The organism is Pseudomonas mandelii (assembly GCF_002251635.1).
GTDB lineage: Bacteria > Pseudomonadota > Gammaproteobacteria > Pseudomonadales > Pseudomonadaceae > Aquipseudomonas > Aquipseudomonas mandelii_B.
In genome coordinates this window covers 59,442-82,121 of the sequence record NZ_NMOJ01000042.1, presented here as the reverse complement: position 1 = coordinate 82,121, position 22,680 = coordinate 59,442, and the positions used below count along the sequence as shown (strand labels likewise).

General features: G+C 60.5%; 26 protein-coding genes and 1 pseudogene. 16 read left to right on the top strand and 11 right to left on the bottom strand.

What is annotated here, in order from left to right; translation table 11 throughout:
• Positions 1–45: 45 nt before the first annotated feature.
• Together B7L09_RS32745 and B7L09_RS06400 are read left to right on the top strand one after the other, a co-directional pair.
• Positions 46–297 (top strand): annotated as a pseudogene (locus B7L09_RS32745) (methyl-accepting chemotaxis protein); the annotation flags it as partial.
• An 84-nt stretch (positions 298–381) separates the two neighbouring features.
• The gene (locus tag B7L09_RS06400) at positions 382–1,203 is read left to right on the top strand and encodes a methyl-accepting chemotaxis protein (protein ID WP_438269294.1); all 822 of its coding nucleotides are present in this window, start codon (positions 382–384) and stop codon (positions 1,201–1,203) included.
• Positions 1,204–1,307: 104 nt separating this feature from the next.
• Here B7L09_RS06400 and B7L09_RS06395 read toward each other — a convergent pair whose 3' ends face one another.
• Positions 1,308–2,243: a LysR family transcriptional regulator gene (locus B7L09_RS06395; RefSeq protein ID WP_094468198.1), complete on the bottom strand. Its 936-nt coding sequence runs from the start codon at positions 2,241–2,243 to the stop codon at positions 1,308–1,310.
• 227 nt (positions 2,244–2,470) lie between these two features.
• Here B7L09_RS06395 and B7L09_RS06390 point away from each other — a divergent pair, with 227 nt between their 5' ends.
• From B7L09_RS06390 to B7L09_RS06380, 3 genes are all read left to right on the top strand, one after another.
• A complete protein-coding gene (locus tag B7L09_RS06390; RefSeq protein ID WP_094468197.1) occupies positions 2,471–2,956 on the top strand; it encodes a DMT family transporter in 486 nt (161 codons plus the stop codon).
• A gap of 2 nt (positions 2,957–2,958) precedes the next feature.
• On the top strand, positions 2,959–3,411 hold the full coding sequence (locus tag B7L09_RS06385; protein ID WP_094468201.1) for a DMT family transporter: 453 nt from the start codon (positions 2,959–2,961) through the stop codon (positions 3,409–3,411).
• Between the two features lie 84 nt (positions 3,412–3,495).
• A complete protein-coding gene (locus B7L09_RS06380) occupies positions 3,496–3,663 on the top strand; it encodes a metallothionein (RefSeq protein ID WP_094468196.1) in 168 nt (55 codons plus the stop codon).
• A gap of 67 nt (positions 3,664–3,730) precedes the next feature.
• On the opposite strand, the gene B7L09_RS06375 is transcribed toward B7L09_RS06380, so the two are convergent.
• Complete coding sequence (locus B7L09_RS06375) at positions 3,731–3,958, bottom strand: DUF6555 family protein (protein WP_010458578.1); 228 nt, start codon at positions 3,956–3,958, stop codon at positions 3,731–3,733.
• A gap of 145 nt (positions 3,959–4,103) precedes the next feature.
• Between B7L09_RS06375 and B7L09_RS06370 the strand changes: the two genes are divergently transcribed.
• The 3 genes from B7L09_RS06370 (at position 4,104) to B7L09_RS06360 (ending at position 6,293) form a co-directional block, all read left to right on the top strand.
• Positions 4,104–4,877, top strand: coding sequence for an AraC family transcriptional regulator (locus B7L09_RS06370; protein WP_094468195.1), 774 nt, complete (start codon positions 4,104–4,106; stop codon positions 4,875–4,877).
• A gap of 255 nt (positions 4,878–5,132) precedes the next feature.
• A complete protein-coding gene (locus tag B7L09_RS06365) occupies positions 5,133–5,306 on the top strand; it encodes a DUF1427 family protein (protein ID WP_094468194.1) in 174 nt (57 codons plus the stop codon).
• A 30-nt stretch (positions 5,307–5,336) separates the two neighbouring features.
• Positions 5,337–6,293 (top strand): quinone oxidoreductase family protein, encoded by a 957-nt coding sequence (locus B7L09_RS06360; protein ID WP_094468193.1) that lies wholly within the window; start codon positions 5,337–5,339, stop codon positions 6,291–6,293.
• A 120-nt stretch (positions 6,294–6,413) separates the two neighbouring features.
• Here B7L09_RS06360 and B7L09_RS06355 read toward each other — a convergent pair whose 3' ends face one another.
• Positions 6,414–7,436, bottom strand: coding sequence for a purine-nucleoside phosphorylase (locus B7L09_RS06355; protein ID WP_094468192.1), 1,023 nt, complete (start codon positions 7,434–7,436; stop codon positions 6,414–6,416).
• A gap of 24 nt (positions 7,437–7,460) precedes the next feature.
• The gene (locus B7L09_RS06350) at positions 7,461–8,417 is read right to left on the bottom strand and encodes a nucleoside-specific channel-forming protein Tsx (protein WP_094468191.1); all 957 of its coding nucleotides are present in this window, start codon (positions 8,415–8,417) and stop codon (positions 7,461–7,463) included.
• 276 nt (positions 8,418–8,693) lie between these two features.
• On the opposite strand from B7L09_RS06350, the gene selD reads away from it, so the two are divergent.
• Together selD and mnmH are read left to right on the top strand one after the other, a co-directional pair.
• On the top strand, positions 8,694–9,728 hold the full coding sequence (gene selD / locus B7L09_RS06345; protein ID WP_094468190.1) for a selenide, water dikinase SelD: 1,035 nt from the start codon (positions 8,694–8,696) through the stop codon (positions 9,726–9,728).
• Positions 9,728–10,831 (top strand): tRNA 2-selenouridine(34) synthase MnmH, encoded by a 1,104-nt coding sequence (gene mnmH / locus B7L09_RS06340; protein WP_094468189.1) that lies wholly within the window; start codon positions 9,728–9,730, stop codon positions 10,829–10,831. Before selD ends, mnmH begins: the two co-directional genes overlap by 1 nt.
• A gap of 330 nt (positions 10,832–11,161) precedes the next feature.
• Here the strand turns inward: mnmH and B7L09_RS06335 are convergent, their stop codons facing one another.
• Complete coding sequence (locus B7L09_RS06335; RefSeq protein WP_094468188.1) at positions 11,162–11,836, bottom strand: histidine phosphatase family protein; 675 nt, start codon at positions 11,834–11,836, stop codon at positions 11,162–11,164.
• Positions 11,837–12,191: 355 nt separating this feature from the next.
• Here B7L09_RS06335 and B7L09_RS06330 point away from each other — a divergent pair, with 355 nt between their 5' ends.
• The 3 genes from B7L09_RS06330 (at position 12,192) to hemB (ending at position 14,981) form a co-directional block, all read left to right on the top strand.
• Positions 12,192–12,890: a glutathione S-transferase family protein gene (locus B7L09_RS06330; protein ID WP_094468187.1), complete on the top strand. Its 699-nt coding sequence runs from the start codon at positions 12,192–12,194 to the stop codon at positions 12,888–12,890.
• Between the two features lie 33 nt (positions 12,891–12,923).
• Positions 12,924–13,766: a PhzF family phenazine biosynthesis protein gene (locus B7L09_RS06325; RefSeq protein ID WP_094468186.1), complete on the top strand. Its 843-nt coding sequence runs from the start codon at positions 12,924–12,926 to the stop codon at positions 13,764–13,766.
• Between the two features lie 240 nt (positions 13,767–14,006).
• On the top strand, positions 14,007–14,981 hold the full coding sequence (hemB, locus tag B7L09_RS06320) for a porphobilinogen synthase (protein ID WP_094468185.1): 975 nt from the start codon (positions 14,007–14,009) through the stop codon (positions 14,979–14,981).
• Positions 14,982–15,104: 123 nt separating this feature from the next.
• Here hemB and B7L09_RS06315 read toward each other — a convergent pair whose 3' ends face one another.
• Positions 15,105–16,640, bottom strand: a complete 1,536-nt coding sequence (locus tag B7L09_RS06315; protein WP_094468184.1) for an FAD-dependent oxidoreductase — start codon at positions 16,638–16,640, stop codon at positions 15,105–15,107.
• Between the two features lie 204 nt (positions 16,641–16,844).
• Between B7L09_RS06315 and B7L09_RS06310 the strand changes: the two genes are divergently transcribed.
• Entirely contained in the window at positions 16,845–17,939 is a 1,095-nt protein-coding gene (locus B7L09_RS06310; RefSeq protein WP_094468183.1) for a DUF1615 domain-containing protein, read from the top strand.
• 80 nt (positions 17,940–18,019) lie between these two features.
• On the opposite strand, the gene B7L09_RS06305 is transcribed toward B7L09_RS06310, so the two are convergent.
• Positions 18,020–18,577, bottom strand: coding sequence for a phage infection protein (locus B7L09_RS06305; protein WP_094468182.1), 558 nt, complete (start codon positions 18,575–18,577; stop codon positions 18,020–18,022).
• Positions 18,578–18,802: 225 nt separating this feature from the next.
• Here B7L09_RS06305 and B7L09_RS06300 point away from each other — a divergent pair, with 225 nt between their 5' ends.
• The gene (locus B7L09_RS06300) at positions 18,803–19,423 is read left to right on the top strand and encodes a cysteine hydrolase family protein (RefSeq protein WP_094468181.1); all 621 of its coding nucleotides are present in this window, start codon (positions 18,803–18,805) and stop codon (positions 19,421–19,423) included.
• A 6-nt stretch (positions 19,424–19,429) separates the two neighbouring features.
• On the opposite strand, the gene B7L09_RS06295 is transcribed toward B7L09_RS06300, so the two are convergent.
• The 3 genes from B7L09_RS06295 to B7L09_RS06285 form a co-directional block, all read right to left on the bottom strand.
• Positions 19,430–20,149 carry an anti-sigma factor gene (locus B7L09_RS06295; protein WP_094468180.1) on the bottom strand — a complete coding sequence of 240 codons (720 nt, stop codon included), beginning with the start codon at positions 20,147–20,149 and terminating at the stop codon, positions 19,430–19,432.
• Entirely contained in the window at positions 20,146–20,673 is a 528-nt protein-coding gene (locus B7L09_RS06290) for a sigma-70 family RNA polymerase sigma factor (protein WP_094468179.1), read from the bottom strand. Before B7L09_RS06290 ends, B7L09_RS06295 begins: the two co-directional genes overlap by 4 nt.
• A gap of 92 nt (positions 20,674–20,765) precedes the next feature.
• Entirely contained in the window at positions 20,766–21,287 is a 522-nt protein-coding gene (locus tag B7L09_RS06285; RefSeq protein ID WP_094468178.1) for a DUF3455 domain-containing protein, read from the bottom strand.
• 160 nt (positions 21,288–21,447) lie between these two features.
• Here B7L09_RS06285 and B7L09_RS06280 point away from each other — a divergent pair, with 160 nt between their 5' ends.
• Positions 21,448–22,071 carry a glutathione S-transferase gene (locus tag B7L09_RS06280; RefSeq protein ID WP_094468177.1) on the top strand — a complete coding sequence of 208 codons (624 nt, stop codon included), beginning with the start codon at positions 21,448–21,450 and terminating at the stop codon, positions 22,069–22,071.
• A gap of 67 nt (positions 22,072–22,138) precedes the next feature.
• Here the strand turns inward: B7L09_RS06280 and B7L09_RS06275 are convergent, their stop codons facing one another.
• On the bottom strand, positions 22,139–22,579 hold the full coding sequence (locus B7L09_RS06275; protein ID WP_094468176.1) for a CBS domain-containing protein: 441 nt from the start codon (positions 22,577–22,579) through the stop codon (positions 22,139–22,141).
• Positions 22,580–22,680: the final 101 nt, after the last annotated feature.

Below are 22,680 nucleotides of genomic sequence, written 5' to 3'. Positions count from 1 at the left end.
TTGGTGCCCAAGCTGGGTTACACCGAGTACCTGCCGAAATGGGACATGGCGGTCGGTACGTCGGTGAACCTCGACGGTATCGAAGCGCAAGTCGCGCTGGTCCAGGCCAAGGTCCAGGAGCGCATGGAAGGCGTGGTGCTGACCATCGCCGGTATCGCCGCAGTGATGCTGCTGGTGATCGCCGCCGTGGGTATGGTGACGGCCAATACCATCCTGCGCCCGCTGAACCTGATGAAAGCCAACCTCGACGATATCGCGGCGGGCGAGGGCGACTTGACCCGCCGCCTGGCCATTACCAGCCAGGACGAACTGGGCGATCTGGCCGGCGCATTCAACCGTTTTGTCGACAAGATCCACGGCCTGGTGCGCCAGATCACCGAGATGACTGCGCAACTCACCGGCCTGGTGAGTCAGGTATCGGACCAGGCACAGCGCTCGGACCAGGCCATGGAGCGTCAGCGCCACGAGACCGATCAGGTCGCCACGGCGATCAACGAAATGTCGGCGGCGGCTCAGGAAGTGGCGAAGAGTGCGCAAAACGCGNCGGTGGCGGCGCAGCAAACTGACGTGGAAGGCCAGGCCGCCAAGCGTGTGGTGGACGGCAGCATCGCGCAGATCCATGCGCTGGTGAACGATATTCGCAGCAGCGGCGTGTCCCTCGACAGCCTGCAACAGGACGTGTCGTCGATTGTCAGCGTGCTTGGCGTGATCCGCTCGATTGCCGAGCAGACCAATCTGCTGGCGCTCAACGCCGCCATTGAAGCCGCGCGTGCCGGTGAAGCGGGTCGTGGTTTTGCGGTGGTGGCCGACGAAGTGCGGGCGCTGGCCAGTCGCACGCAGATCAGCACCCAGGAAATCCAGGGCATGATCGATCGCTTGCAGGCCGGGACCCAATCGGCGGTGGAAGCGATGCGCCGCTCCAGCGATGCGGGCGACGGTACCTCGGCCCGGGCCAACGAAGCCGGGGCGTCGCTGGACACCATGGCCCAATTGATCGGCACCATTAATTCCATGAACGCGCAGATTGCCAGCGCGGCGGAAGAACAGACCGCCGTGGCCGAAGAGATCAACCGCAGCGTGCATCAAATCGCCGTGGCGGTGGACAGCGTGGCCGATGAAACCCAACTCGGTGCCCAGACCTCACGCAGCCTCGCCGATCTCGGTCAGCGCCTGGGCAAACTGGTCGGCCAGTTCCGCATCTGACTTTATTTGCGAAATATTGGAGGCAAGCACTGAACCTGTGGGAGCGAGCACATCCAGCATCAATGTGACTGATCAACCGCTATCGCGAGCAAGGTTATGTGGTGTCAGGGCCTGTCCCAGTAGGGCACCGATCCGAAGCATTCAACGAAGAAATCAATCACCGTGCGCACCTTCACCGACAACCGTCGGCTGCCTGGCCACAGCACCGCAATCTGCTGCGGTTCGAGGCTGTTGGACACCTGATACTCCCCCAGCACCGGCACCAGCGTGCCGTTGCGCACCGCTTCGCCGATCAGCCACGACGGAAACATCACCAACCCCAGGCCTTGTTCGGCGGCTTGCGTGAGCGTGTCGGCGTGGTTGCCGGTGATCGGGCCTTTGACGGAGTAGGGCGTCCAGTCCTGCGGGTCCTTGCGGAAAAACCAGCGCTGCTGCCCGGCCACGCCCTTGTAGGCCAGGCACTGATGCGCCGCCAGTTCTTCAGGATGGTGCGGCGTGCCATGGCGTTTGAGGTAGGCCGGGCTGGCCGCGACTTGAAAGCGATGGGGCGCCAGGATCCGCGCCTGCATGCTCGAATCGTGCAGCGGGCCAATGCGAAACAGCAAATCGGCACCTTCCTGCAACGGGTCGACGTAGCTGTCGGTCTGCTGGATATCCAGTTGCAGTTTCGGATAGCGCTCGCACAACAGCCCCAGCCACGGCGTCAGATGCCGTTGCCCAAAGACCACTGGCGCATTGATCCGCACCAGCCCGCNGGGTTCGCTTTCCTGTTCCTGCAAGGCCTGTTCGGCTTCCTCCAGTTGCACCAGCACCAGCCGCGCGTGATGGCCGAGCATGCGTCCCGCTTCGGTGGGCGTGACGGCGCGCGTGTGGCGGTAGAGCAATTGTTGGCCGAGTGCCTGTTCCATCAGCTGGATCTGCCGCGAGATCGAGGAGGGCGCCAGGCTCTCGCGGCGTGCGACTTCGGAGAAGCTGCCATGGTCGAGCACCGCGACAAACAGCCGAAGTGCCTTGAATCCGAGCTCGTTGAGGCCGTGCATGATCGATCCTACTGTGCGAGTTACGCAAAAGTGTTGTCGGGATGCTCCCATTTATCGCAAAGGATCGCCAGCCGATAATGCCCGCCACAACGGCCCCCTTGTGGGGCGTGTTCATCTGATAACGGACAGGTTTTCCTTATNTATCGCAAAGGATCGCCAGCCGATAATGCCCGCCACAACGGCCCCCTTGTGGGGCGTGTTCATCTGATAACGGACAGGTTTTCCTTATGCAATCTTCTTCAATCGACATCGCTGCAGCGCCAGCGACCAAACCTGGGCTGCGGCTGTTGCTGCTGCCTCTGGTGATTCTCGCCGGCATGGGCCTTTCCGTGGAGGCCGGTTTGCTCGGGCCATTGGGTGTGCAGGTCGGGCATTTGTGGGCGACGTTGAGCATCTTCGGCGTCGGCTCGGCGATTCTGTTTCTGCTGTTGCTGTTCAGCGGCCCGCAANAAGGNCCGGCCNTCAACAATTTGCCGCGCTGGCAGTTGATCGGCGGGTTCCTCGGGCCGATGTACGTGGTGGTGCTGACACTCGCCACACCGCACATCGGTATCGCCATGACGATGATCGCGATCCTGTCGGGGCAGGTGGGCAAGAGTGTGTTGATTGACCACTTCGGCTGGTTCGGCGCCGCCCGCAAAAAGGTCAACGGTGAACGTTGGCTGGCGTTGCTGCTGATTGTCGCGGCACTTGTTCTGATTGCTCGGGGTTGATGATGAATCTGATTATTTTGTTGGCCGTGGTCGTGGCCGCCGGCGCGGTGTTGAGTATCCAGGCGGCGATCAACGGGCGTCTGGGCGAAACCGTCGGCGTGTTGCGCAGCAGTCTGCTGACCTTCGCCGTGGGCGCGGTGGTCACCGGGTTGCTGATCCTGTTTTTCGAACCGGCCCATGCCGTGAGCTTGCTGGACGTGCCGAAATGGCAGCTCAGCGGCGCCTTGTTCGGGGTGGTCTACATGATGGTCATGGTCGGCGCGGTGCCCCNCGTTGGCACGGCAGTGGCAACGGTGGCGGTGATCGTCGGGCAATTGGGCATGGGCATGCTGATCGACAACTTCGGCTGGCTCGGTAACCCGGCCATCGAACTGTCGGGCAGCCGGATGCTGGCGATGGTGTGCCTGGCGCTGGCGTTGCTGTTCATGTATCGCAGCAGCACCCGAAGCGAGTAACCCCGATTTNAGCAGGGGCTCCTACACTGATCAGTGAGGTGCGCATTTGCCGCACGCGACGACCACACCCATGGAGTCAGACTCATGATCGACAGTGACAGTAAATGCGACTGCCCCAAATGCTCTTGCAAACTGGGCGAGCACCCGATAGCGCGTCACGGCAAACACTATTGCTGTGAAGCGTGCGCCAAGCACCACGAACATGGCGAGGCGTGTGCGAGTAAGGGTTGCAAGTGTGCACACGCCATATAGGTCATCAACATCAAGTGGAGCCACTCGGGCTCCACTTTTAATGTCGGGTGACTTCCCCCTGTGATGCTCAACCCGCCGGTCGCCACGTCACATTTTCGATGCCGAATTTTTCCGCCAGCGGCTTGCTGGTTTTTTGCACCTTCTCTCGGCCAAAGCGCGGGATTCGTCCGACCCCGGCATCACAACTGGCCCAGTGCCAAGCCTCCGCGTTGTCCATTTTGTCCAGGCGGATAATGAAAGACTTTGGCGCGCCATGAAGGGTGTATTCAATGACGAAAAGTTTTGCGTTGTTCATAAAGCCCGTATTCCTCCCTGTGGTAATACAAGGATCGTTTGGGTAACGGAAAATTCATTCGAATTGTCAGACGGCCGCCGCCGGTGGCAACAAGGTGAGTGGCCCGTTACCATGCAAGACCTGAAAACCCCAATGATCATTGCCCATGGCCCTCGCCGCCCCGCCAGACCTGAGTGACACCGATGTGCCCGTTCAACCGCTGGCACGCACTTACCCGCGCGGCTTGTACATCGAGCCCCACGAGCATGAATGGGGCCAATTGCTGTACGCGATGAGCGGGGTAATGTGGGTCGAAACGCCCCATGAGGCGTTGGTGGTGCCGCCACAACGGGCGGTGTGGCTGCCGCCGGGCGTGCCACATGGCATTCGCGTGGTCTCGGACCTGCAGATGCGCAACATCTACCTGCGGCCCTCATTGGCGGCCACGCTGGATGACAGTGTTCAGGTGATTGAAGTCGGCGGGCTGCTGCGTGAGCTGATCGTCGGGCTGGTGGAGCAGGGCGATGATGGTGCGCCCGAGTATTACGAAGCGCTGGTTGGCCTGGCGCTGTTGGAGCTTAGGCGAGCCAGGCGTTCGCTGTTGAAAATCCCGTTGCCGGATGATTCCGACCGACGCCTGATGCACCTGTGTCAGGCCGTCATGGCCGCGCCCTCGCTGGACATTCCCTTTGAGCAGCACGCGGAAAATGCCGGTGCCAGCGTGCGCACCCTGGCGCGGCTGTTCAAGGAAGGCCTGGGCATGGGCTTCGCCGAATGGCGGCGGCAGGTGCAATTGGCGACGGCGGCGGCGGAATTGATTCAAGGCGTGCCGGTCAGCACGATTGCCCGCGAACTGGGCTATTCGCCGAGCAGCTTCAGCGACATGTTCCGCCGGGAACTGGGTGTCGCGCCTTCGCAGTTCTGCGCGAGCCAACATTAAGTCCAGCCATAAGCAAAACCTGTGTAGCAGCAGGCTTCGTCAGCTGCTGCACAGTTCGCATTGCATCGTGCATCGTGCATCGGCGNCCATAAGCAAAACCTGTGTAGCAGCAGGCTTCGTCAGCTGCTGCACAGTTCGCATTGCATCGTGCATCGTGCATCGGCGCTTTGGCCGATATTCAGAAGCACTTGGCCGATGCCCGCCGAAACCTCGCTCTAGACTTTGGGCATACCTTGATTGCCCACGGAGTCTGCCATGAGCTACCTCATCTCGCTGGTCATTGGTCTTGGCGTCGGCCTGATCTACGGCGCACTGGATTTTCGTTCGCCCGCCCCACCGGCCATTGCCCTGGTGGGCTTGCTGGGCATGCTCGTCGGCGAAAAGTTGTGGCCCATGGGCCGGCAACTGATGGCTGGCTGGGTCTCCTGAAACCCTTTCCTTTATGCGATGGACACTCCCATGAAAGCACTGCAATTCGACCAGACCGGCGACCTCTCGGCCTTGCGTTATGTCGATGTCCCGACCCCCGTTCCCGGCGCCGATGAAGTGCTGGTGCAGATCAAGGCGGCCGGACTCAACCCCAGCGATGTGAAGAACGTGCTGGGACGGTTTCCCTACACCACCTTGCCACGGATCCCCGGCCGGGATTTCGCCGGTGTGGTGGTTGAAGGGCCTCAGGCGCTGATCGGTCAGGAAGTCTGGGGCACTGGTCGTGAACTGGGTTTTTTTGCCGACGGCTCCCATGCGCAATTCGTCAAACTGCCGGCCAATGGCGTGGCACTCAAACCCACCCATCTGAGCTTCGCCCAGGCCGCCAGCCTCGGCGTGCCGTACACCACGGCGTGGGATGCACTGGAGCGCAGCCTGGTGACGGCCGCAACGCGGCTGTTGGTGATCGGCGGCGGGGCGGTCGGCAGTGCCGCGCTGGCGCTGGCCAAGGTGCGCGGCGCTCAAGTCCTGGCAGCGGCGCGGCGGCCCGAGCAGGTCAAGGATCTGCAGGCGCAGGGGTATCAGACGCTGCAACTGGATAAACCGGACGACCTGGGGGCGCAGGTGCAGGCCGTGTATACCGGCGGCGCCGACGTGATTTTCGACACCACCGGCTTCTGGCTACCGGCCTCGGTCCCGGCGCTCGCGGCGTTCGGCCGCATCGCGATCATCGCGGCGCCGGTAGACGGCCTGGTGCAACTGCCGGCACTGGCGTTGTATCGCAAGGGCGGTTCGGTGGTGGGGATCAATTCGTTGCTGTACGGCGTCCAGGCGTGTGCGGCGATGCTCGATCAGTTCGGCAAGTTCTTTGACCAAGGGTTGCTGCCGTTGCCGGAAGGGTTGTTTGAATCGCCGCTGGCGGAGGGGTTGGAGCGGTATGAAGAAGTGAATCAAGGTGCCGGGGATAAGGTGATTTTGTTGCCGTAACGCCAATCAAAATGTGGGAGTGAGCCTGCTCGCGATGACGGAGTGTCAGTCGACATTTGTGTTGCCGGATACACCGCTATCGCGAGCAAGCTCGCTCCCACAGGGTTTTGGATTGTCAGATCAAACCTCGGGAACACCGTTCTCCCACGCCGACCAATTGTTCAAGATCTCCTGCACCAACGGATTCCCCGTCCGGTACAGGTTCTCCAGTGCCGGCACAAACCCGCCCTGATCCGCATACTTGAGCAAGTTGTCCACTTCGCTCTGGCCCGGGGCCGGTCGGTCGAAGTCAGAGCCCGCGCGCACCACCGCCAGGCGTTGCACATCCACCAGGCCCTCGCGACTTGCCCGCAGCAGCGCTTCGTAGGTGGAGTTATCTTCCTGCTGGGTGGTGCAGTACTCGCCTTTGTTGTCGGTGAACAGTTTGGTCCAGACCTCGGCACGTTCACTCAAGCGCGTCCCGGAAAACCAGGTGTTGCCCGCCAGCGTGTCGCACTTCGTCACCGTCGGTGGCTGATTGGCCGGGGCCGACGGGTACTTCAGGCGCCATGCCGCCGATTCCTTGCTTTCGCTCAACTGGACGTTGTGGGTCAGGGCGAATGCCTTGGCCTGCAACTTCGGATTGAGCTCGAACACTTCGGTCTTGTAGTCCAGTGGCGGTTTTTCGTTGGGGCCTTTGGTGTTGATGCCGATGTAACCGGTCGGCCAGTCTTTCGGCACGTCTCGCGAATCCAGTTCCCACTGAGTGCCGAACTCCACCAGGTAATGCGCCCACGCGGTGGTGCCGATGGTCCCGTGTTTGTGGCTGATACCGGCAATCCCGGCGATCAGGAAATAGCTCTGGCGCAGGTCGAACTTGGGCGACAAGGCCAAGGCCAGGGTCGACGCGGCGGCGTTGGTCTGGCCCATGCCGGTCACCAGCAGGCATACATCCTGNGNGTTGCAGCGAATCACCGGGTATTCAGCCGACAGGCCCGGCACGCGTACTTCCTGCTTGAGTTCCAGGCGGTCGATCCAGGTCTGCGCCTCGGGGGCGAACATGGTGATCAGCATCACTTTCGGCTGGATCGGTGCTTCGCTCGCCCAGGCAGTGGAAGAGAGCAGGGTGGCACAGGCCAGGGAAATACGCGTCATTGCATTCATAAAACCTCCAGGTTCAATCAAGCCTCAGAACTGATAACCGATGCCGGCGTAGTAACCCCAGCCATTGGAGCGAGCGCGGAAATCGCCTTCGCCGAAGTTCAGCTCGCTGCCGTCCTCCCAGTTGCCGCCGTTGTGAAAGTAACGGCCAACCAGGGTAAAGCGCAGGTGGGTAAACGAATACAGCAGCACGTTGGTCGCCACCAACGAGTTGGCGGTGCGCGCCGGGTTGTCCTTGTGCAGGTCCGAGCCGAAATCGTAGTTGGTGAAGCCGATGTAGGTCAGCGACGCACCGTTATCGAAACTGCTGATAGGCACGATGTACTTCATTTGTGCACGGTAGCCGTCCCACGAATATTCATTGCTCGCGCCATAGTTTTCCCACTGATAACGCCCGTAGAAGTTCGCCGACAAGTTGACTCGCGAGTGGGTGTCGATGTCGGTGCCCAGGCCGCTGTAAAGNGTNTTGGCGCGGTTGGACTTATTGCTGCCATGGTCGTAGATCCAGTCAAACGCCACATACCATTCCTTGAACGGCCCGATGGCCAGGCTGCGACCAGCCAGGTAGTCGATGGAGATGCGCGGCTCGTGCTCCATGAATACCGGCGAGCCATGGTCCCACGCGCCTTTGTCATTACTGTTACCGATGCCGAGAATCTTCGGCACGTCGATATAGCCGTACAACTCGAACGGGCCCTTGCGACCGAAGTACTCGTACTCCAGATAGACGTCATCCTGCGGCTTGGGGCCGAAGCTGATGTCTTTGCTGCCGATCAGTGTCAGGTCCTGATTGAACCAGTCCGACAGGTAAACGCCTTTTTTCGGCGGGCTGGCTTCGGGACTCAGGGTTTCGCCCTGGGCGGATTCTTCGGCGGGCGCGGGTTGCGCCAAAACGGTGCTGCTGAGTAGTCCTGTAACGCTGGCCAGCAGCAAGGAAACAGCAAGAGTGCGCGAGCAAGTCACGCGGCTGGACGTGCGGTGCATTAAAAGTCCCTTTTCGTGCGGATCAAAAGCCCGGTTCTTCGGGCGTGCGCGGTTATGTCGCGAAAACGTCTGTATCAGCGACTCGCAAACGTTTGCACAAGAGATGCCAATTATTTCAATTCCATGAAAAATCGACGAAATCAGGGTTTTTATTGTCGACTTGGTCAAATACGCGAACTGACGCCTTGGATTGACCGTCAATGCNCGCGAACTGACGCCTTGGATTGACCGTCAATGCTAGACTCGCCCGCATTGTCTTCACGAGGTTATTCCCCCATGAGCGAGCCGATTCGTCTGACCCAATACAGCCACGGCGCCGGCTGTGGCTGCAAGATTTCACCGCAAGTGCTGGAGGTGATTCTGGCCGGCAGCGGGGCGCAGAATCTTGACCCCAAGCTCTGGGTCGGCAACGCCTCGCGCGATGACGCGGCGGTGTACGCGATCGACGAAGAACGCGGCGTGGTCTCGACCACCGACTTCTTCATGCCGATCGTCGATGACCCCTTTGACTTCGGCCGCATTGCCGCCACCAACGCGATCAGCGACATCTACGCCATGGGGGGCGACCCGTTGATGGCGATTGCGATCCTCGGCTGGCCGGTGAATGTATTGGCGCCGGAGATTGCCCGGGAAGTGATTCGCGGTGGACGTTCGGTGTGTGACGAGGCGGGCATTCCGTTGGCCGGTGGGCACTCCATCGATGCGCCGGAGCCAATCTTCGGCCTGGCGGTGACCGGACTGGTAGAAAAACGCCACATGAAGCGCAACGACACCGCTACCGCCGGCTGCAAACTGTACCTGACCAAACCGCTGGGCATCGGCATCCTCACCACTGCCGAGAAGAAGGGCAAATTGCGCGAGGCGGATGTCGGCCTGGCCCGCGACTGGATGTGCACCCTGAACAAACCCGGCAGCCGTTTCGGCAAGCTCGACGGCGTGACGGCGATGACCGACGTCACCGGCTTCGGTTTACTGGGGCACTTGGTTGAAATGGCCGATGGCAGCAACGTGACCGCGCGCATCGAATACAACCGCGTGCCGCGTCTGCCGGGTGTCGAGTATTACCTCGACCAGGGCTGCGTGCCGGGCGGCACCCTGCGTAATTTCGACAGTTACGCGAGCAAGGTCGGGCGCGTGCAGGAACTGCATAAACGGGTGCTGTGCGATCCGCAGACCAGCGGCGGCCTGCTGGTGGCGGTCACGCCCGAAGGCAACGAGCAATTCCTCAAAGTGGCCAGCGAATTGGGGCTGTCCCTTGAACCAATCGGTGAACTGGTCGAGCGACAGATCAACGCGGTCGAGGTGTTTTGATGTCAATCGACTTCACCAACTACCGCGACATCTTCCTCAACGACCGGCCGATGATGGATACCCGCGCGCCGATCGAATTCATCAAGGGCGCGTTTCCCGGTGTGGTCAATCTGCCGCTGATGAACGACCACGAGCGGCAGCGGATCGGCACTTGCTACAAGCAACACGGCCAGCAAGCGGCGATCACCCTGGGGCATCAACTGGTGTCCGGCGAGATCAAGGCCGAACGCATCCAGGCCTGGGCCGATTTTGCCCGGGCGCACCCTGAGGGCTATTTGTATTGTTTTCGCGGCGGCTTGCGTTCGCAGATCGTCCAGCAGTGGCTCAAGGACGAGGCCGGCATCGACTATCCGCGTGTCGGAGGCGGCTACAAGGCCATGCGCAGCTTCTTACTGGACACGGTCGATCAGGCCGTTGCCGAGTGTGATTTCGTATTGCTGGGCGGCATGACCGGCACGGGTAAAACCGAGGTGCTCACGCAGCTGCNNAACGCCCTGGACCTTGAGGGGCACGCCAACCATCGCGGTTCCAGCTTCGGCAAGCGCGCCACGACACAACCGTCCAACATCGACTTCGAAAACCGCCTGGCGGTGGACGTGCTGAAGAAGCGGGCCCACGGCATCGAGCAGTTTGTGCTGGAAGACGAAAGCCGGGCGATCGGCAGCTGCGCGTTGCCATTGCCGCTGTTTCAGGGCATGCAGCAGTATCCGATGGTCTGGTTGGAAGACAGCCTGGAAGGACGGGTCGAACGGATCTTGCGTGATTACGTCGTGGACTTGTGTGCCGAGTTCATCTGCGTGCACGGCGATGAAGGTTTTGCGCTGTTTTCCGAGCGTCTGCTGGAAAGCTTGAACAACGTTCAGAAGCGCCTGGGCGGTGAACGGCACCGGCGGATGTTGATCCTGATGGAAGACGCGCTGGCGGAGCAGGCCCGCAGCGGTGCGGTGGACTTGCACCGGGTGTGGATCGAAGGGTTGCTGCGTGAGTATTACGACCCGATGTACGCCTTCCAGCGTGAAAGCAAAGGCGCACGGATCGAGTTCGCGGGGGAGCAGGGCGCGGTTCTTGAGTACTTGCGTGAGCGTGCTACGCAGCGAGGATAATGTTGTTTTTGCCGGCCTCATCGCGGGCAAGCCCGCTCCCACAAGGTTTTAGTTCACCACAGATCCCTGTGGGAGCGGGCTTGCCCGCGATGAGGCGGTTTTTCTGGCCCCATCGCGAGCAGGCTCGCTCCCACACTGGATCTGTGTCGCGCCGGAGATCCAATGTGGGAGATCAACCGACAGTGATGGGTTGNNTNTNCCGGCCTCATCGCGGGCAAGCCCGCTCCCACAAGGTTTTAGTTCACCACAGATCCCTGTGGGAGCGGGCTTGCCCGCGATGAGGCCCAAACAGGCGCTATAGACTTTAATGCCGGGAAGGGGCCCGACAGCTTAAGTCGGACACGTCTCCCGCCCATTATCCAGCCCTTGCTTGTAGCTATGGCTCTGCAGGCTCGCCTTGCCGTTGTGCCAGGTCAGCGTGAGCACAAACAGCGAGTCGTAGTCGCTGGATTCCCAGTCTTCGGTGATCTTCTGTTTCTTGCCGACCGCATCTCCCGCGACCTTGTTGATCAGCTCGGGCAGGTAACCGTGGGACCAGGCGGTATAGATGANCGCGTTGTGGTACTTGTCTTCGACCAACTCGTCGGCGAGGGCGCTGGTGTCATTGGCTGAGAATTTGATATTCACCGGCAGGCCGAGCTTGATGGCGCTGGGGCTGATGGTCATCAGCGGCCGAATGTAGCTGTAGGAATTGTCGTGTTCACCTTCCTCGACGTTGCGTGTCGGGTTGGCGGCGAATACGTAATTGGCCTTGCCGAATTTTTCCGGCAATACGCTCGCCAGGTTCATCGCGCGATTCAGGCCCTGGCAGTTGAGCTGGCCGAGGCCGCCGACCGGTTTTTCACCGTGACGCAGGAATACCAACGTCTGCGTGCCGTCTGCCGGTTGGGCGCGGCTCTCTCTGGACTCCAGCGACAAGAACAACGCGCTCACCGCCAGCAGGGAGGGCAGGACGATATACGCGCGTTGCTTGAAGCGACTAACGAATTTCAAAAGGTTCATCATTTAATAAGTGATCTTCAGCGCGTTCGGTTAAGGCTGACAAACCTTTACACCACGAGCTCCCAGCATCGGGTGTTTTCCATGTCGTTGGGCCGGTCCGTTTCCGAAAGGGCAGTTCTCAGAGTCCTCTGAGCCCATTTGGTTCGATTCCGGCGACTGCACCGCAATGTACCGGTAACCTTACATGGGCTGGAGTAGAGGTTATCGACAGGATGTTGCGGATTTATGGACACGGTACACGTAGAGGCGCTGCAGAAAGACTGTAATGTTTTGATCTTGTTCATCAGCAGGATTGATACCAAAAAAACCGGCGCCTCCATTATGATCAGCGCTTACGTTTTCCCTGTGGATGCTTCCCATGACCGATCTGTCCGCGTTCCCGATTACCCAAAAATGGCCAGCCCACTACCCTGACTGGATCCAGCTGTACTCCTTGCCGACCCCCAACGGCGTCAAGGTGTCGATCATGCTCGAAGAGATCGGTCTGCCTTACGAACCCCATCGCGTGGGCTTCGACACCAACGATCAGATGTCTCCCGAGTTTCTGTCGCTGAACCCCAATAACAAGATCCCGGCGATCCTCGACCCCCACGGTCCAGAGGACAAACCCCTGCCGTTGTTCGAATCCGGGGCGATCCTGATTTACCTTGCCGACAAGAGTGGCCAGTTGCTGGCGCAGGAATCGGCGGCGCGTTACGAGACGATCCAGTGGCTGATGTTCCAGATGGGTGGCATCGGGCCGATGTTTGGCCAGCTCGGGTTCTTCAACAAGTTCGCCGGCAAGGACTACGAGGACAAACGTCCGCGTGACCGCTACGTCGACGAAAGCAAACGCCTGCTGCAAGTGCTGAATGGCCGTCTGCAAGGGCGCGACTGGATCATGGGCGAACGCTACACGATCGCCGACATTGCAACCTTTCCGTGGGTGCGTAACCTGATCGGCTTCTATGAGGCAGGCGATCTGGTGGGCATCAAGGATTTCCCCAATGTCACACGCGTGCTGGAACGCTTCCTGGCGCGGCCGGCGGTGATACGCGGGCTGGAAATTCCCAAGTAAATCTCTTCGACTCTCTCAAGACCAAGGCAGGCAATGAGCTCATTCGATTTCAAGCAAGTGGATGTCTTTAGCCGGGTTGCGCTCAAGGGCAATCCGTTGGCGGTGGTGTTCGGCGCAGACAGGCTCAGCGATGAACGCATGGCGGCGTTCGCGACCTGGACCAACCTCAGCGAAACCACGTTCATCCTCGAACCGCGCGACCCTCGCGCTGACTATCGAGTACGGATCTTCACCACCCTCAACGAGTTGCCGTTCGCCGGTCACCCGACCTTGGGCACCTGCCACGCGTGGCTTGAGGCCGGTGGCGTGCCCAAGGGCGAGGAAATCATTCAGGAGTGCGGCGTCGGTCTGGTGCGGGTGCGCAAGCAAGGCGCGGAGCTGGCCTTTCTCGCGCCGCCACTGATCAAGACAGGGCCGGTGGACGCTGACGTCGTCGAACGCGTGCGCCGTGGGCTGCGACTGGAACCGGGGGCGATTGTCCGGGCCCAGTGGGTCGATAACGGTGCCGGCTGGTTGGCAGTGATGGTCGAGGACCGCCGTCAGGTGCTGGATTTGCAACCGGATCATTCACAAATGCTGGGCCTGGCCGTCGGCGTGATCGCGCCATGGCACCCCGAGCGCGATGGCGATGACGCGCAGTTTGAAGTGCGTGCGTTCATCTCCGGCGACGGCATGCCGGAAGACCCGGCCACTGGCAGTTTGAACGCCGGAATTGCGCAGTGGTTGCTTGCCGAGGGGCTGGCGCCGGCGACCTACGTGGTCAGCCAGGGCCTGACCATGGGCCGCGCCGGGCGCATTCAGGTGGAGCAGGTGGAGGATGCGATCTGGATTGGCGGTTCAGTGGTCACCTGCATAAGTGGCACCCTGACGCTTTAACCCTTAACCCTGTGGGAGCGGGCAAGCCCGCTCCCACAGGGTTTTNACCCTGACGCTTTAACCCTTAACCCTGTGGGAGCGGGCAAGCCCGCTCCCACAGGGTTTTATCCTGGATGCGCGATTATTGCCGGACCGGTAAGGGTTTGTTATGCACCTGAGGTTTGTGCCCCGCGCCTCGCAGGGCATAAGCTTCGCCCCCTACGACTTTCGTCTCGACCTCCGTTTTTCAGGAACCCCCTCATGTCCAGTCAGTTCCCCGAAGCACGTCCACGCCGTCTGCGCCGCAATGCGAGCCTGCGNGGCTTGTTCCAGGAAACCGAATTCACCCTCAACGACCTGGTGTTGCCGATTTTCGTCGAAGAAGAAATCGACGACTTCGTACCGATCACCAGCATGCCGGGTGTGGTGCGAATCCCAGAGAAGAAACTGGCCGGTGAGATCGAGCGTTTTGCTCGTGCCGGGATCAANTCGGTGATGACGTTCGGCGTGTCCCATCACCTGGACAGCAGCGGCAGCGACACTTGGAGTGACAACGGTCTGGTGTCGCGCATGTCGCGCATTGCCAAGGANGCCGTGCCGGAAATGATCGTGATGTCCGACACCTGCTTTTGCGAATACACCGACCATGGCCANTGNGGCGTGATGCACAACCATGAAGTCGACAACGACCAGACCCTGATCAACCTTGGCAAACAAGCCGTAGCGGCGGCCCGTGCCGGTGCGGATGTGATTGCCCCGTCAGCGGCCATGGACGGGCAGGTCCAGGCCATTCGCCGGGCCCTCGACGAAGCTGGTTTCACCCAGACCGCGATCATGGCCTATTCGACCAAATTCGCCTCGGCCCTCTACGGCCCGTTCCGCGAAGCCGGTGGCAGCGCCCTCAAGGGCGACCGTAAAAGCTACCAGATGAACCCGATGAACCGCCGCGAAGCCGTGCGCGAATCGCTGCTGGACGAGCAAGAGGGCGCGGACGCGCTGATGGTCAAGCCTGCCGGTGCCTACCTCGACATCATCCGCGACATTCGCGAAGCCTCGCGCTTGCCGGTGGCGGCCTATCAGGTGAGTGGTGAGTACGCGATGATCAAATTNGCCGCGCAGGCCGGGGCCATTGATGAGGACCGTGTGGTGCGTGAAAGCCTTGGCGCGATCAAGCGGGCGGGGGCGGATCTGATCTTTACCTACTTCGCGATGGACCTGGCTCTGGCCGGGATCTGACGGCTAGCACTCATCCCTGTGGGAGCGGGCTTGCCCGCGATAGCGGTGGATCAGTCANTGCATNTGTNGACTGACATNACGCCATCGCGGGCAAGCCCGCTCCCACAGGGATTTTGGGTGTCTTCAGCGGCTGCCGAAAAACGGCCGGATCTTGTGCTCCTTGAAGTACCGCTCAATCACCTTCGGATCGGCCGAGTTGTCGGCAATCGCCACATACGTATCCGGCCGCAACAGATAAAACCCGTTACGCCCCAAACCCGCCGCTTCAAACGCCGGCCGCCAGTCGAACACGTGCAACGGCAGGTGATGCTCGTGGCACCAGGCGATCATTTCGTCACTGGTGTCGCCATACACATGCACCTGCCAGGTCAGACACTTCAGCGATTCGAAATTGTCCCCCTCACCGTCGTGAGCCCAGGGCAGGCGGTCGCCGCCATGAACGTGGCCGGCGACACCCGTGCTCAACGCTGTTCCACGATAGTTGAGGGTGATCTGCGACACCGTGCGAAACAGAAACTCCCGGGACGTTTCGAATGAGGCCATTTTGGGGATCAGGAACGGCGCCAGACGGGTGCGCAGCAAATCGGCCATGCGCCCTTCGGCGGTGACAAACGTGAAGACCCGGTCGGTGGTGGCCACCAGTTTGCGGGCAAAGGCGATGCGTTCGTTTTCGTAGGTGTCCAGCAACGTGGCCGTGGCGCCGCCGCTCAAGACGGCCGCCAGTTTCCAGGCCAGGTTGATGGCATCGCCGATCCCGGTGTTCATGCCCTGGCCGCCCGCCGGGCTGTGGACGTGGGCCGCGTCGCCCAGTAAAAATGCGCGACCGCTGCGAAAGTGATCCGCCACCCGATGATGCACACGATACGTCGAGAACCAGTTCACCTGATCAATCTGCACCTTCAGATGTTCGATGGCCTGGCTACTGACATCGGCAAACCCGAGGGTTTCAAGACGGTCGGCGCGTTCGTCGCGCACGGTGCCGATCAAGCGGGCGCGGCCTTTACCGGCTAACGGAAACACTGCGAGAAAGTCCGCTTCATCCAGGTCCAGGTGCAGTTCACCGTTGAACGTCGGGCCCTGGGCCTGCACATCGGCGACATAGAAAATCTGCTGGTAGGTGCCGCCGGGGAAACCGGTGTCGAGGGTCTTGCGCACGATTGACCGGGCGCCGTCGCAACCCGCCAGGTAGCACGCCTGACAGCTTTCCTGCTGGCCGTCGGGCAAGCGCAGCCTTGCGCTGATGCCATCGCCGGTTTCCTCAAAACCCTCCAGTTCGGTGCTGCGTTCGACCTTGATTCCGAACCCTTCGAGGCGTTCAATCAGCAGCTGTTCGTGTTCATCCTGAGGGAACATCTCGAGAAACGCATAAGGCGTCAGCCCCTCGCCGATGCCGGTCAATGGCAAGCGCGCAACGGGCTCGCCTTTCACCCAGAAATTCGCCGCGTCCACCCGGTGGCCTTTTTGTACCACTGCATTGCTGAGGTCGAGCTGACGGTAAAGCTCCAGCGTCCGCGCCTGGACTGCCAGCGCCCGGGACGTGGTGCCGGGGGCCGACGTCTTGTCGATAATCCGTACCCGAATTCCCTGTTTGCTCAACCACAGCGCCAGTACCAGCCCGGTCGGGCCGGCGCCGACGATCAGCACGTCGCTACGGTTCATGAGCCTGTCCTCCTCGGTGTGTGGCTCAAGTATGGTCCAGCCCGTGGATATGATAAGGCTGGCCGCCCAACGGAAAAGGCCCCGCAACCGCGAAGTGGCGGGGGATGCAAGGCAAGGGGAACGGGGCGTTGCGGCAGGAGTCATAGCCTGCGCCATGCCATTGATCGTATGGTTAACCCGGTCCAGCGGATTTGATGGAGCACCATGCAAGCCAATCGATTGATCATGAGCATCGCGGCATTGCTGGTGTTGGCCGGTTGCGGCACCCAGCGCACTCAGGAGTTGCCGGCCCGCAAACCCGCCGAGGTCAAGGCTGAGATCGTGCGCCTGCTGCCGGCGAAAACCGTTGACCGCCAAGGCTGGGCCACGGACATCTACGCCGCCTTTGCCGCGCAGAACATCTATCCCTCCACGCAAAACCTGTGTTCGGTACTCGCGGTCACCGAGCAAGAGTCGACCTTCCAGGTCGACCCACCCGTGCCGGGCCTGGGCAAGATCGCCCGCGAAGAGATCGACCGTCGTGCCGCTAAAGTCCATATCCCCAGCCTGCTGGTCAGCGGTGCACTGCAGGTCAGTTCATCCAACGGTAAAAGCTACAGTGACCGGCTGAATGCGGCGCGCAGCGAAAAAGAACTCAGCGCGATTTTCGATGACTTCATCGGCATTGTGCCCATGGGGCGGACCTTGTTTGGAGGGCTCAACCCGGTGCACACCGGTGGGCCGATGCAGGTCAGCATCGACTTCGCCGAGCAACAGGCACGGGATTATCCGTATCCGGTGGAGGGCTCGATCCGTCGTGAAGTGTTCAGCCGTCGCGGCGGCATGTACTTCGGCATTGCCCACTTGCTTGGGTACCCGGTGAGCTACAAGCAACCGCTGTATCGCTTCGCCGATTTCAATGCCGGTTGGTACGCCAGCCGCAATGCGGCGTTTCAGAACGCGGTGAGTCGAGCATCAGGCATCCCTTTGGCGCTGGATGGCGATCTGGTGCGCTACGACGCGATCATGCCGGGCACCACGGAACTGGCGGTGCGCAGCCTTGGCAAGCAATTGGGCATGCGCAACACGACCATTCGCGATCAATTGGAGGAGGGCAAAAACTTTCAGTTCGAGGACACCCAACTCTATGCGCGGGTGTTCGACCTGGCAGAGAAGGCGGAAGGTCGACCGTTGCCTCGTGCAGTGTTGCCGGGCATCGTGCTGCAAAGCCCGAAAATCACCCGCAAACTCACGACAGCATGGTTCGCCAAGCGGGTTGATGAGCGTTATCAGCGATGCATGACGCGGGCGGGCAAGTGACCGGCTGCAAAATACAGGCGTAAAAAAACCCGGCTGATGAGGCCGGGTTTTTCATTGAGTACCGCGGTAAAACCATTCATTTATGCAGCGCGGCTTTCGATCAGACGGTCGGAACCACCTTCAGCGACGCGGTTTTCGATCAGACGATCCGAACCACCTTCAGCGACGCGGTTTTCGATCAAACGATCCGAACCACCTTCAGCAACGCGTTTCTCGATCAGACGATCCGAACCACCTTCAGCAACGCGNTTCTCGATCAGACGATCCGAACCACCTTCAGCAACGCGNTTTTCGATCAGACGATCCGAGCCACCTTCGGCAACGCGTTTCTCGATCAGACGATCCGAACCACCTTCAGCNACGCGGTTTTCGATCAGACGGTCGGAACCACCTTCGGCAACGCGGTTTTCGATCAGACGATCCGAACCACCTTCGGCTACGCGGTTTTCGATGAGACGGTCGGAACCACCTTCAGCGACGCGGTTTTCGATCAGACGATCCGAACCACCCTCAGCCACACGGCTTTCGATCAAGCGATCCGAGCCGCCTTCAGCGACAACCGGGTGAGCAGAGGTAGCGGCGAAAGCGTTAACTGCAAAAACCGAGAAAGCGATGCTGAGAAGGATTTGGCGTTTCATGATGGTGTGCTCCGGGGGGTAGTTGTTTGGTATGGAGGCGATGTTACGCCGCGGATTTTTTATGAGAACTTCATTGATGTGATGTTGAACATCGACGGCATTGATAGGTGACACGAAACCCCTCATGCGGGCGTGATGGTTCAGTCGTCGGATGGCGGCGGCGGGGTGGATCGGCGCTTCTACACTGGTTAGCTGGCGCGTGCCTTTGCCTTCGAGGAGTCGATCATGAATGCCAGTTCCTGTGTTCCCGAGCACACCGGCCTGCTGCTGGTGGATCCTTATAACGACTTCCTCAGCGAAGGCGGCAAACTGCATGGCCGCGCTCAACCGGTGGCTGACAGCGTCGGCACGCTGGCCAATCTGAAAACCGTGGTGGCGGCTGTTCGCAAGGCTGGCATCCAGATTTTCTATGTTCCGCATCACCGCGCCGAACCCGACGAACTGGCGCGCTGGAAACACCCCAGCCCCTATCAGCAAGGTGCCAGCCGTGCGCAGGTATTTGCCGCTGGAACCTGGGGCGGGGAATGGCACCCGGACTTCCAGCCACAGGCCGGTGACGTGATCGTCAAGGAGCACTGGGGTGGCAGTGGTTTTGCCAACACCGATCTGGACTACCTGCTTAAACAGCACGGGATCAACAAGGTCGTGGTGGTGGGGATGCTCGCCAATACGTGCATCGAAAGCACTGCAAGATTCGCCGCCGAACTGGGCTATCACGTCACGCTGGTGCGCGACGCCACGGCCGCTTTCAGTGCCGAGGCCATGCACGCGGCGCATGAGATTAACGGGCCGACGTATGCCCACTCGATTGTCACGACGGCGGAGTTGATCGCGGCGCTCGGTTGATCGCGCTCAGATGACTTTCACTGCGCGACCGATGAATTGAATCGGCCCGGTCGGCTTGCCGATCGGTGAGCCCTGCGGATTTTCCAGGGTCAGCTCGAACAGCTGATTGGGTTGCAGTGGCGGCAATTTGTCGAGTGGGATCGACAGAGTCTGTCCCGGTTTGACCAACCCCAGAGACACCGGTCCTTGCCAGCCGTCGGCCTTGGTCCAGAACTCGAGCGCCTTGTCGGCCGGGACCTCAATGACACCCAGCGGAATCAGCTGGATTTCCCTCGGGTTGCTGGCCTGGATCACCCAACCAGGTGCCTTGTCCTGAGGGCCGACCAACACCACCAGGTAGGTAGGCTTGACGGTGGTTTGCGTCAGCATCAATGCGCCAAGCAGCAACGTGGCCGCCAGCCCCGCACCGGCGAGCCCGCGCCAGAGCGGTAACAGATTCCACCAGGATAAAGACTGAGCCGCGATCGGCGAAGGTGGCCGAGTCACGTTGTTCACGCTGCGCTCGATACGCTGCCAAAGGTGTGGTGACGGCGTGTGAGGTCCGGCCAGATCGGCCAGGCCGAGCAGGCGACGCTCCCAGGCGTCCACGGCGGACCGTAACTCAGGTTCGTCGCGCAGGCGCTGCTGGACCTGGGTGCGAAGCTCTGCCGACAGCGTGCCCAGCACATATTCGCTGGCCAGTTCGTCGCGTTCTTCCGGGGTTTCATTCGTTGGTTTGCTGATCATCCCATGCACTCCCGCAGTGCCGTCAGGCTCCGCTTGATCCAGGCTTTGACGGTGCCCAGCGGGGTGCCGAGTTTGTGTGAGATTTCAGCGTGAGAATATCCGTCGACGTAGGCATGCAGGATACAGGCGCGCCTTGCGGGCTCCAGTTGTTCCAGGCATTGATGAATGCGCCCGGAATGAGCCTGAGCATCGAATGTTGCCGTGTCGGCCACCTCATCGAAATCGCCTTGAATTTCGCGGCTGTTGTCACGGATGAAGTTCAGTGCCAGATGCCGCGTCAAACTGAACATCCAGCCCCGCGCTGACCCTCGCGCCGGGTCGAACTGCGCGGCGCCCTTCCAAATCTTGATGAAGGCGTCGTGGACGATGTCTTCCGCCAGCGCAGTGTCACGCACCAGGCGTTTGGCAACGCCCAGCAGGCGCGGACTCTCCTGCACATACAAATCACGCAGGGCCTGACGTTCACCGCGGGCGCAGGTGGCGATGTGGGCTTCGTAATCGAAAAGAGTTTCGGGTAAGGACACTGATCTCAGCCGTCAATAATGGGCAGCAGCCCCGGGCCATTGGACCGGGGCCAGTGCTGAGCAGCGTAGACCAAATTCCTGCAGGCCTGGTTTCAGTTGGCTGCCCAGAAAATGTAATCCGCCTGGTACTTCACCACTTCTTGCTTGCCCTTATTGGCCGTCGAACATTCAGTGCTCGGGGCCACGCCACCTTTTAGGGCGACCCGCTGGATATAACTTACGCCAGTCATCGCACCCTTGCCCTCGGCCGGGTTGGCCTTGACCAACTGATAGGGCAGGTTGCCCGCACCCGACGGCGCCACCGCCAATTGGGTGCCGGTGACCTTTGAACCGTCCTTGGCTTGCCAGGTGGCCGGCGGGCCGAAGTAGGTGCCCACTGGCTTGCCGCTGCGGTCATTCAGTACCGCTTTGGGGCCGACGAAGGTCCATTCGGTCTGGCCGGCAGCGTTAGCTTTGTCGCGGCATTCGTAGGTGATNTCGCCGACACCGGTGGTTTCCAGGGCGACCTTGTGCCCGTCCGGGACCTTGATGCTGTCGGGCAGACCTGACTGGGCGTAGGCCATGGGGCCTGCGACGAACAAACCGGCAAGGCAAATCAGCTGTTTGGCGTTCATGAATAGTGCTCCGTAAATGAGTAATCTGCTCGGCAGCCTCAGGGGCTGCTATTGGTACTACCCATCGGAAAGCGATTTGGATGCAGTGGCATAAAAAGAAATTTTCCAGCATGGTCAGTATCAGATGCTACAAAGAGACACTCTTGAAAGGGGGGTGCTTATGTACCAGCTCTACGGACACCAGAACTCCGGCGCCGCCGCGATAGAGGCCGCCCTTGAACTCTGCGAAATCCCTTATCGCTTCATCGACGTCGAGTCGTCTGCGGAGGCTGCCAAAGCCCTGGAGAAACTCAACCCGCTCAAGCAGATTCCCACCTTGCAATTGCCCGACGGCAGCATCCTCACCGAAAGCGCGGCGATCCTGATTCATCTGGGGCTCGCGTTTCCCGAGTCGAACCTGCTGTCGAACACGCCCGCCGAGCGTGATCAGGCGATCCGGGGCCTGGTGTACATCGTCAGCAATTGCTACGCGGCCATCGGCATCATCGATTACCCCGAGCGCTGGCTGATCGAGGCAAATCAATCAACCATGGAAAATCTCATGGCCGGCGCCCGTCGACGGTTGCACTGGAGTTGGGAGGTGTTTGCCGATCAGTTCTCGGGCGAGTTGTATCTGGATGATGAGACGCCAGGTGCGCTGGATGTGCTGGCGGCGGTGGTGACGCGATGGGCGGGCAGTCGCGAGCATCTGCGCAATGCCCGGCCCGGTTTTTATGCCTGGCTGATACGGATCGACCGCCACCCGACCCTGGCACCGGTCTTCGCCCGGCATTGGCCAACCTGAAAACACCACACATCAAATGTGGGAGCGGGCAAGCCCGCTCCCACAGGGGATATGTGGTGTGTTGGAATCACTCGCCGCGAATGTACTGCTCCAACTGACGAATCAATTCAGCCTGTTCGGCGATGGCTTCCTTGACCAGGTCGCCGATCGACAGCAAGCCGATCANCTTGCCGTTTTCCACCACAGGCAGGTGGCGCAGGCGTCTGTCGGACATGATGCCCAGGCAGGTATCGACGGTTTGATGGGTGTCCACAGTAATCACCGGCGACACCATGATGTCGCGAACCGGCGTGCCCACCGAAGAACGGCCATGCAGCACCAGTTTGCGCGCATAGTCCCGCTCGCTGATGATGCCCAGCACTTCGTCATTCTCCACCACCAGCAAGGCGCCGACGTTCTTTTCGGCCATCTTCATCAGGGCTTCGAGCACCATGTGATCGGGTTTGATCTGGTGGACTTCCTGATTTTTCTGATCTTTCAACTTGAGCAGTTGGGCGACGGTTTTCATGATGGCTTCTCAGGTGTTGTCGTTGTTATTGAAGAATCGTAGACCCAGACGCCGAGGGCAAGGCGGAAAGCGGCAGATAACGCGCAAAAAACGTCATTCGG